Here is an 8,739-nt window from a genome sequence, read left to right on the forward strand (position 1 = left end):
GCCCGTTTAAAATCGTATCGCGCCATAGCGACGCGCTACGATAAACTGAAGCGAAACTACGAAAGCATGGTGGCTTTGGCGTGCGGTTTTTTATGGCTCCCAATGTGAAACGTCAACAGGCCCTAAGGAGTTCCATTTTTATTTCATCGATCACTTTATCGTTAGTAATTATTCCTAAATGATCAGAATCGATCCATATAGACCTATCCATAGAACCCTCTAGCTTTTCCCTAAGAATTCTTTCACCTCCAGCATTGGCTTCAGGAGAGCGTTTTGCCCACCATGCTACTATGCGAGAGGTAACGTAACTCACATCCTCGTGCTCTCTAGCGAGTTGGTGCAACTTCTTTTCGACAGCCACCATTCGTTGCCAATCAGAACCCTCATTATCAATGTTTACATCCAACTCCACATTGTAGTGCTCTTTTCCAGCACCTGGTACATAACTGTCCACAAGGCCAATGAATTCTACTGTTTTGCCTTTACTCTCTAAGACCTTACTGACCTCAAGCGCCAACGTTCCACCTAATGACCAACCAAGAAAGTGATAAGGCCCACCGGGCTGAATCTTAATTATTTCATCAGCATAATCATGAGCCATTTGACGTAGCGATATATCCTGCCATTGAGGTTCCAACAGTTGTCTACTCTGCACCCCATACACAGCCCACCGAGACGCCAGCCTCTCCGCGATGGGATAGTAGCCAACCACGCTGCCACTTACCGGATGGAAGCAGAACAGCTTCGGGAGATCCTCAGACCTGTCATTGAGACTCAACAGCGGATCAACATATTTCAAGGGTTGATCGTTCGACGTCTCGGTGGCAACGTCGGTGCACTCGACTAGCTCCACCGCGGCCTTTTCAAACGCTGCCAGAAATCGCTCTATGCTTGAGGGACTATACTGTTTGCCGCTATATCCACAAGCCATGATCAACTGCCCACCGGCAACCTGACCATTCACGCTCAGCTTGTAACTCCTGGGAGCAACTGGATCCACTAATGTCCCGATCGAATCATCCACCTTAGTGACCCAGTCATCATTGACGATTCCATCCAGCTTACCCAGATAGTTAAATACCAGTTCAGCAGGGCAGCCATCATCCAGCCGCTCCCTTGCATCGTGTCGAGACATATACTTGAGAATGCCGAAGCCTACGCCGTTGTTCGGTATCCTGCGCATCATGTCACGGGCCCTCTTCAACTTCTCGATCACTCCCGAGCCGCCGGGCAGGATGACGGGGTAGATGCTAGTGAACCATCCGACGGTCTGACTGACGTCAACGTCATCGGTCAGCGATTCTCGCCCATGGCCTTCGAGATCGATGCGCAGCCGATGACTCCCTTGCCATTTCTCTATCGCCTCCGACAACGCCGCCAACAGGAACTCATTGATGTACACGCCATGCCTTGAGAGCGATTCTCCGAACAGGCGTCGGGTTATGTCTGATGAAATACGGATCCTACAGACCCTTTCGTCCACGCAAGTGGAAACAGCATCATCGAAATCCACGGAGAGCGGCAGAACCTCTTGGTGAATGACGTCCTTCCAGTAGTCTTCCTCCCTCTTCAAGCTACCGTGGTCCGCCAACTTCTCAAGCATGCAAGCCCAGCGCTTGTAGCTATCGCTCACAGGCACGAGCCTTGGCTCTCGCCCTTTCTCTAGGCTCCTGTATGCCCTCACGATATCGTTGACGAGAACCCGCCATGACACCCCATCGACAATCAGGTGATGTGCCGTGATAAGGAAACGCTGCATCCCGTCCGGCAAGCTCACCACCAGGAACCGGATGACAGGTCCTTTCTCGATGTCCAGGCTGGAATGCGCCTCTTCGTACAGAGCTGTTAGGTCACTTTCTTTGCATGCTTTCCTCTCCCACAGGAGATCACGCACACTATCTCTTTGCCGATAGAACTGACGCCAGGCTCCACTTTCGTCCTTGCAAAATCCCAGCCTGATGGCGTCATGACGCTCGAGAAGCAGTTCAACGACCTGCTCCAGAGTAGGTATGTCAATCTCATTCCTGAGGCCGAAAAGGAGTGCCTGATTCCATAGAGAGTAGTCATGTATTGGTTGTTCGAAAAAATGGGACTGTATCGGCGTCAGCGGCACTACCCCGTCTACTTCCTCACTTTCCAATTCCACCGGCTGGCAAGGCGACAGGGACTCAGCCATCTCGACCAGACGAGGGTATCGAAAAACATCTTTGGTATTGATCAACCAGCCTGCCTGGCGAAGCCGCGTTACGAGGGTGAGCGACTGTATCGAGTCGCCCCCCAGCCCGAAGAAGTTGTCATGACGCCCGATCTGCTCGATACCCAACACCTCGGACCAGATCATCGCCAGAACGGCTTCCGCCTCGCCCTCAGGAGCCTCATGGCGATCGTCGCGGCTAACCATCGGCTGCGGTAGCGATCCACGATCCACCTTACCGTTCGGCAAGCGGGGCAATCGCTCCAGCACCATCACCTGCGACGGGATCATATAGTCTGGAAGGGATCGACTGAGGTGGGCTTTCACGTCCGATTCGCTGGCTCGTGCCCCCGCGACATACCCCACCAGTTGCTGGCCCGACACCATGTCGCAGACACCAGCCACAGCTTCCTCCACTTCTTCACTGCTCTGCAGGGCCGCTTCCACTTCACCAAGCTCGATACGGAAACCACGCAGTTTGATCTGCTGATCCAGGCGCCCAAGATATTCCAGGTGTCTGTCCACGTTCAGGCGCACCCTGTCACCCGTTCGATATAGCCGTTCACCGTCCGCGAACGGATGCGGCACGAAGCGTTCGGCCGTGGTGCCGGGGCGATCCAGATAACCACGTGCCAAGCAGCCGCCCAGGTAAAGTTCCCCGGTCATGCCAGGTGGCACCCTGTTGAGATTGCCATCCAACACGTATCCCTGGCGGTCTCCCACTAAGTCACCGATCGGCGCATAGGCACTGGTGAAGTCAGCTTCCTCCGCTGCGGCTCGCCATAGCGTCGGCGTCACGACCGTCTCGGTAGGCCCATAGCCGTTGATCACCCAGTCCGGCTGCAAGGCAGCGATGGCATGCCGCAACATGCCCCGATCGAAGGCTTCGCCGGCGAAGCAGTAGGTCTTCACCCCTGGCGGGCGCCCCTGGTGTTCGGCCCACTCGGCCAGTTGGCGCAGATAACTCGGCGGGAACGCCGCCACCGTGATGCCTTCATCGAGCAGGCAGTCATAGGTCTGCTGGACACTCCAGAGCGATTGATCACGCAGCACCACGCGGGCCCCTCGGCTAAGTGGTGACAACCACCGCTCGTGGGCCCCATCGAAGCTGATCGACAGGAAGTGCAGCTCCCGATCGTCCGCGGTCAGTTCATAGCGATCGGCGATGCTCTGGCAATGCATGGCCAGGGCACCATGGGCAACGGCCACCCCTTTGGGAGTGCCCGTGGAGCCCGAGGTGTAGATCAGGTAGGCCAGCTGCTGGGAGTGAATCGTCAGAGGAGGCGGCGTTGCCGACTCCGCCGTGAGATCTTGCCGGTCCAGGTCGATCGCTTCAACACCCTCGACAAGCGGCAGGTGATCCAGCACCTCGCCGTGACTGAGCAACAGTCGGATACCGGCATCTGCCTGCATATAGCGCAGCCGCTCGGCCGGGTAATCGGGATCCAGAGGCACATAGGCACCCCCCGCCTTGAGTACCCCGTAAAGGGCCACCAGCAGATCCACACTGCGCACCATGCCCACGCCCACCCGCACATCGGGACCGATACCGTGACGGCGCAGCCAGTGAGCGAGGCGATTGGCGCGGGCTTCGAACTCGGCAAAGCTGAGGTGCTCAGCCCCACAAACGACCGCCGTGGCCTCGGGCGTCGTCGTTGCCCAGCGCTCGATTTGGCGAGGGAGAGGCTCGACATCGGAATAGCGACGGGGCGTCGTCTCCCAGTTTTTGAGCTGACGCCGTTCGTCATCGGCCAACAATACGACATCGTCCAATGCCTTCTCCGGCGACTCAACCAAGGCTTCCAGCAATTTCACGTAGCGACTCGCCAGCCGCTCGATGGTGGCCACATCGAAGAGCTCCGCCGCATAGGTGAAGCTCAACCGGGTACTGCCCGTCAACCGCTCCGTGGCACTCAGCACCAACTCGAACTGCGCCTTACGCTCGCCGAAAGGGTACTCCTCCAGCGTCAAGCCCGGCAGCCGCTGCGAGATATCAGCGCCCTGGTGCTGATGATTGAACATTACCTGGAATAGCGGGTTGTGACTCAGGCTTCGTTCAGGCTGTAAAGCATCGACCAACTGTTCGAAGGGAAGATCTTGATATTCCTGAGCCTCCGACACATTGCTTACGGTCTGCCCTAACAGGTTCACCAATGGCAATCGACCGTGTAGCAGACCACGAATCACCTGGGTATTGACGAAGAAACCGACAACCTCCTCGGTTTCGGTACGATTGCGGTTGGCGACTGGTATGCCGACACGGATGTCTTGCTGATCAGTGTGGCGGTACAACAGAGCCTGGAACCCGGTCATCAGCACCATGAAAAAAGTAGCCCCCTGCTGCTGGGCACATTGACGCAGCTCCCGCTCCAGTGCAGTTGGCAACACGACTTCATGGCGTGCTGCGCGATACTTTCCTTCAACCTGACGTGGATGATCTGTGGGAAGCTTTAGAACGGGATGCTCATCACTCAGTTGGTTGCGCCAGTAGCCGAGTTGACGCTCACGCTCACCGGCTTCAAGCCAATGACGTTGCCATACGGCATAGTCGGCATACTGGATGGGCAACTCCGACAGTTTGGCCGCCCGTCCCTGGGCATGCGCTCGGTAATAAGTGACGAATTCCTCAAGTATGAGCTGTATCGACCAACCATCCGAGATGACATGGTGCATCACCACCAGCATAAGATGTTCGCTCTCGGCGAGCCGCACCACTCTGACACGCAGCAAGGGACCCTTAGTGAGATCGAAGGGAGTCTCACTCGCCTCCTGCAACACGGCATGGGCATGAGACTGACGACTTTCACTCTTTACATGGCGAACGTCGTTATAGCTGAAATCGAGCTTACTGTCTTTCAGGATGACTTGGCAAGCCAGCCCCTCGTCGTTGGCCTGGAACACCGTACGCAGCGACTCATGGCGTTTCACCAAGGATTCGAAGCTACTGCGCAAGGCGTCCAGATCGAGCTCACCCGTTAGTCTCAAAGCCCCCGTGATATGGTAGGCCGTACTCTCTGGCTCCAGTTGCCACAAGAACCACTGACGGCCTTGAGCGTAGGAAGCAGGATATACAGCTATCCCCTTTTCATGACGACTTGGAATCGGAAATTGCCCCATACCCAGCCCTTGAGAGCGGACTTTCTGGTAAACAGATCTTCGTTGGTCGGCAGATAATCGTGAAAAGCGCTCTGCAATGCGATAAGCATCTAATTCCATCATGACATTTCATCCAAGCTATCCATGAAAGCATCAATATTTTCAAGGGACTGATCAATGGTGTCGTGCCTGCTCTTCGTGGACACCCGTTCTGCCATAGCCACCAGAGTCGGATACCGGAAAATATCCAGCACCGTGACATCGGCATATCTACTTTCCTGGATACGAGACACCAATTGAACGGCGAGCAGTGAATGGCCACCCAACTCGAAGAAGTTGTCATGACGCCCGATCTGCTCGATACCCAACACCTCGGACCAGATCATCGCCAGAACGGCTTCCGCCTCGCCCTCAGGAGCCTCATGGCGATCGTCGCGGCTAACCATCGGCTGCGGTAGCGATCCACGATCCACCTTACCGTTCGGCAAGCGGGGCAATCGCTCCAGCACCATCACCTGCGACGGGATCATATAGTCTGGAAGGGATCGACTGAGGTGGGCTTTCACGTCCGATTCGCTGGCTCGTGCCCCCGCGACATACCCCACCAGTTGCTGGCCCGACACCATGTCGCAGACACCAGCCACAGCTTCCTCCACTTCTTCACTGCTCTGCAGGGCCGCTTCCACTTCACCAAGCTCGATACGGAAACCACGCAGTTTGATCTGCTGATCCAGGCGCCCAAGATATTCCAGGTGTCTGTCCACGTTCAGGCGCACCCTGTCACCCGTTCGATATAGCCGTTCACCGTCCGCGAACGGATGCGGCACGAAGCGTTCGGCCGTGGTGCCGGGGCGATCCAGATAACCACGTGCCAAGCAGCCGCCCAGGTAAAGTTCCCCGGTCATGCCAGGTGGCACCCTGTTGAGATTGCCATCCAACACGTATCCCTGGCGGTCTCCCACTAAGTCACCGATCGGCGCATAGGCACTGGTGAAGTCAGCTTCCTCCGCTGCGGCTCGCCATAGCGTCGGCGTCACGACCGTCTCGGTAGGCCCATAGCCGTTGATCACCCAGTCCGGCTGCAAGGCAGCGATGGCATGCCGCAACATGCCCCGATCGAAGGCTTCGCCGGCGAAGCAGTAGGTCTTCACCCCTGGCGGGCGCCCCTGGTGTTCGGCCCACTCGGCCAGTTGGCGCAGATAACTCGGCGGGAACGCCGCCACCGTGATGCCTTCATCGAGCAGGCAGTCATAGGTCTGCTGGACACTCCAGAGCGATTGATCACGCAGCACCACGCGGGCCCCTCGGCTAAGTGGTGACAACCACCGCTCGTGGGCCCCATCGAAGCTGATCGACAGGAAGTGCAGCTCCCGATCGTCCGCGGTCAGTTCATAGCGATCGGCGATGCTCTGGCAATGCATGGCCAGGGCACCATGGGCAACGGCCACCCCTTTGGGAGTGCCCGTGGAGCCCGAGGTGTAGATCAGGTAGGCCAGCTGCTGGGAGTGAATCGTCAGAGGAGGCGGCGTTGCCGACTCCGCCGTGAGATCTTGCCGGTCCAGGTCGATCGCTTCAACACCCTCGACAAGCGGCAGGTGATCCAGCACCTCGCCGTGACTGAGCAACAGTCGGATACCGGCATCTGCCTGCATATAGCGCAGCCGCTCGGCCGGGTAATCGGGATCCAGAGGCACATAGGCACCCCCCGCCTTGAGTACCCCGTAAAGGGCCACCAGCAGATCGACGCCTCGCGCCAAGCCCACACCCACCCGCACATCGGGGCCGACGTCGCGACGGCGCAGCCAGTGAGCCAGGCGGTTGGCGCGGGCTTCGAACTCGGCAAAGCTGAGGTGCTCAGCCCCACAAACGACCGCCGTGGCCTCGGGCCTCGACGCCGCCTGGCGCTCGATCTCGCGAGGGATAGGCTCGACATCGGAATAGCACTGAGCCTGTCCGCTCCATGGGACCAGTTGCTGCTGCTCGGCCTCCTCGAGCAGCTCCATATCGCCCAGCGACTGCTCGGGGGACACGACCAATCGTTCCAGCAAGCCCCGGAAATGATCTGCCAGGCGCTCCATGGTAGCGGCCTCGAACCGCTCCGCGGCATAGGTAAAGTTGGCCTCTACGCCGCCGTCTTCCCGTTCCAGGGTGTCCAGCGTCAATTCGAAGTGCGTCACCCGGGCACCCAGCGGATATTGTTCCACCTCCAGTGCCGGGAGCTGTCGCAGGCCACCGGTGTCATGGCGCTGATGGTTGAACATCACCTGGAACAGCGGATGATGGTCGAGGTGGCGCTCGGGCTGCAGCCGTTCCACCAATTGCTCGAACGGCAGATCCTGGTAGTCCTGGGCCTCGACCGCCGCGTGCTTGGCCCGCTCCAGTACCTCGCCCAGGGTGGCACGTCCCTCCACCCGGTTGCGCAGCACCTGAGTATTGACGAACAACCCCACGACCCCGGCCGTCTCCGCCCGATGGCGATTGGCGATGGGCACCCCGACCCGGATCTCCTCCTGGCCGGTGTAGCGGTACAGCAGGGCCTGGAAACCGGCCAGCAGGATCATGAACAGTGTCGCCCCCTGTTCTTGTGCCCTGTGTCGCAGCCCTTGGACCAGTGACTCAGGCAACAACGCCGTGTGACGTGCTGCCCGGTTGCCTCCCTGGCGACGCCTGCCATGGTCTGTCGGCAGTTGCAGCACCGGATGCTCGTTACCCAACGCCGCCTGCCAGTAGGCCAGTTGACGAGCCTGCTCGCCGGCCTCCATCCAGTGGCGCTGCCACAGCGCGTAGTCTGCATACTGGATTGGCAGGGCCGGCGGATGCCAGGCCTCACCCGTGACCCGCGAGCGGTAGTCGGCGGCAAATTCATCGACGATCAGTTGCACCGACCAACCATCGGACACGATATGGTGCATCACCACCACCAAGACGTGCTCTTCATCAGTCAGGCGCAACACCCCCACGCGCAGGAGCGGGCCCCACTGTAGATCGAACGGCGTGTCGCACAGTCTTGCCACCGCCTCTTCCGCGGCAGCATCCCTCTCGCCTGCCACCACCCCGCTCAGGTCCAGCTCCTGGAGCGCGAAGTCACTCTCCGCCCGCACGACCTGCACCACTCCATCAGCCCCATCGTCGTGAAAGACCGTGCGTAGGGCCTCGTGGCGTGCCACCAGGGCCGTAAAACTGTCACGAAGCGCCGTGCGGTCCAGGGTCCCCTTCAGCCGCATCGCGCCAGTGATGTGATATCCGCCACTCTCGGAGTCCAGACACCACAGAAACCACTGCCGCCACTGGGCATAGGAAAGAGCAAAGTGTTCCCGTTCCGAACGTGGAACAATCGGCAATTGGGCAAAGTCAATATCTTCCCGCCTAAGGGTCTCAAGGAAGGCGCTTTGCTTATCCCGTGTCAACTGCGAGAAACGCTCGGCAATCGCTCTTTTATTTAATTCCAT

At 58.5% G+C, this 8,739-nt stretch carries 2 protein-coding genes and 1 pseudogene; 1 reads left to right on the forward strand and 2 read right to left on the reverse strand.

The window, feature by feature from the left end; all coding sequences use genetic code 11:
* Positions 1–108: pseudogene (locus M8006_RS14225) on the forward strand (IS5/IS1182 family transposase); the annotation flags it as partial.
* Positions 109–112: 4 nt separating this feature from the next.
* On the opposite strand, the gene M8006_RS14230 reads toward M8006_RS14225, so the two are convergent.
* Positions 113–5,413, reverse strand: coding sequence for a non-ribosomal peptide synthetase (locus M8006_RS14230; RefSeq protein WP_250083308.1), 5,301 nt, complete (start codon positions 5,411–5,413; stop codon positions 113–115).
* Complete coding sequence (locus tag M8006_RS14235) at positions 5,410–8,739, reverse strand: amino acid adenylation domain-containing protein (RefSeq protein ID WP_250083310.1); 3,330 nt, start codon at positions 8,737–8,739, stop codon at positions 5,410–5,412. The genes M8006_RS14230 and M8006_RS14235 overlap by 4 nt, the downstream gene beginning before the upstream one ends.

It is taken from the genome of Halomonas llamarensis (assembly GCF_023555005.1).
Taxonomy (GTDB): Bacteria; Pseudomonadota; Gammaproteobacteria; order Pseudomonadales; family Halomonadaceae; genus Vreelandella; species Vreelandella llamarensis.

Excerpts from the sequence above, each read along its gene's own strand:
- M8006_RS14235 (WP_250083310.1), bottom strand. The coding sequence starts at position 8,739 with ATGGAATTAAATAAAAGAGCGATTGCCGAGCGTTTCTCGCAGTTGACA.
- M8006_RS14230 (WP_250083308.1), bottom strand. The coding sequence starts at position 5,413 with ATGATGGAATTAGATGCTTATCGCATTGCAGAGCGCTTTTCACGATTA.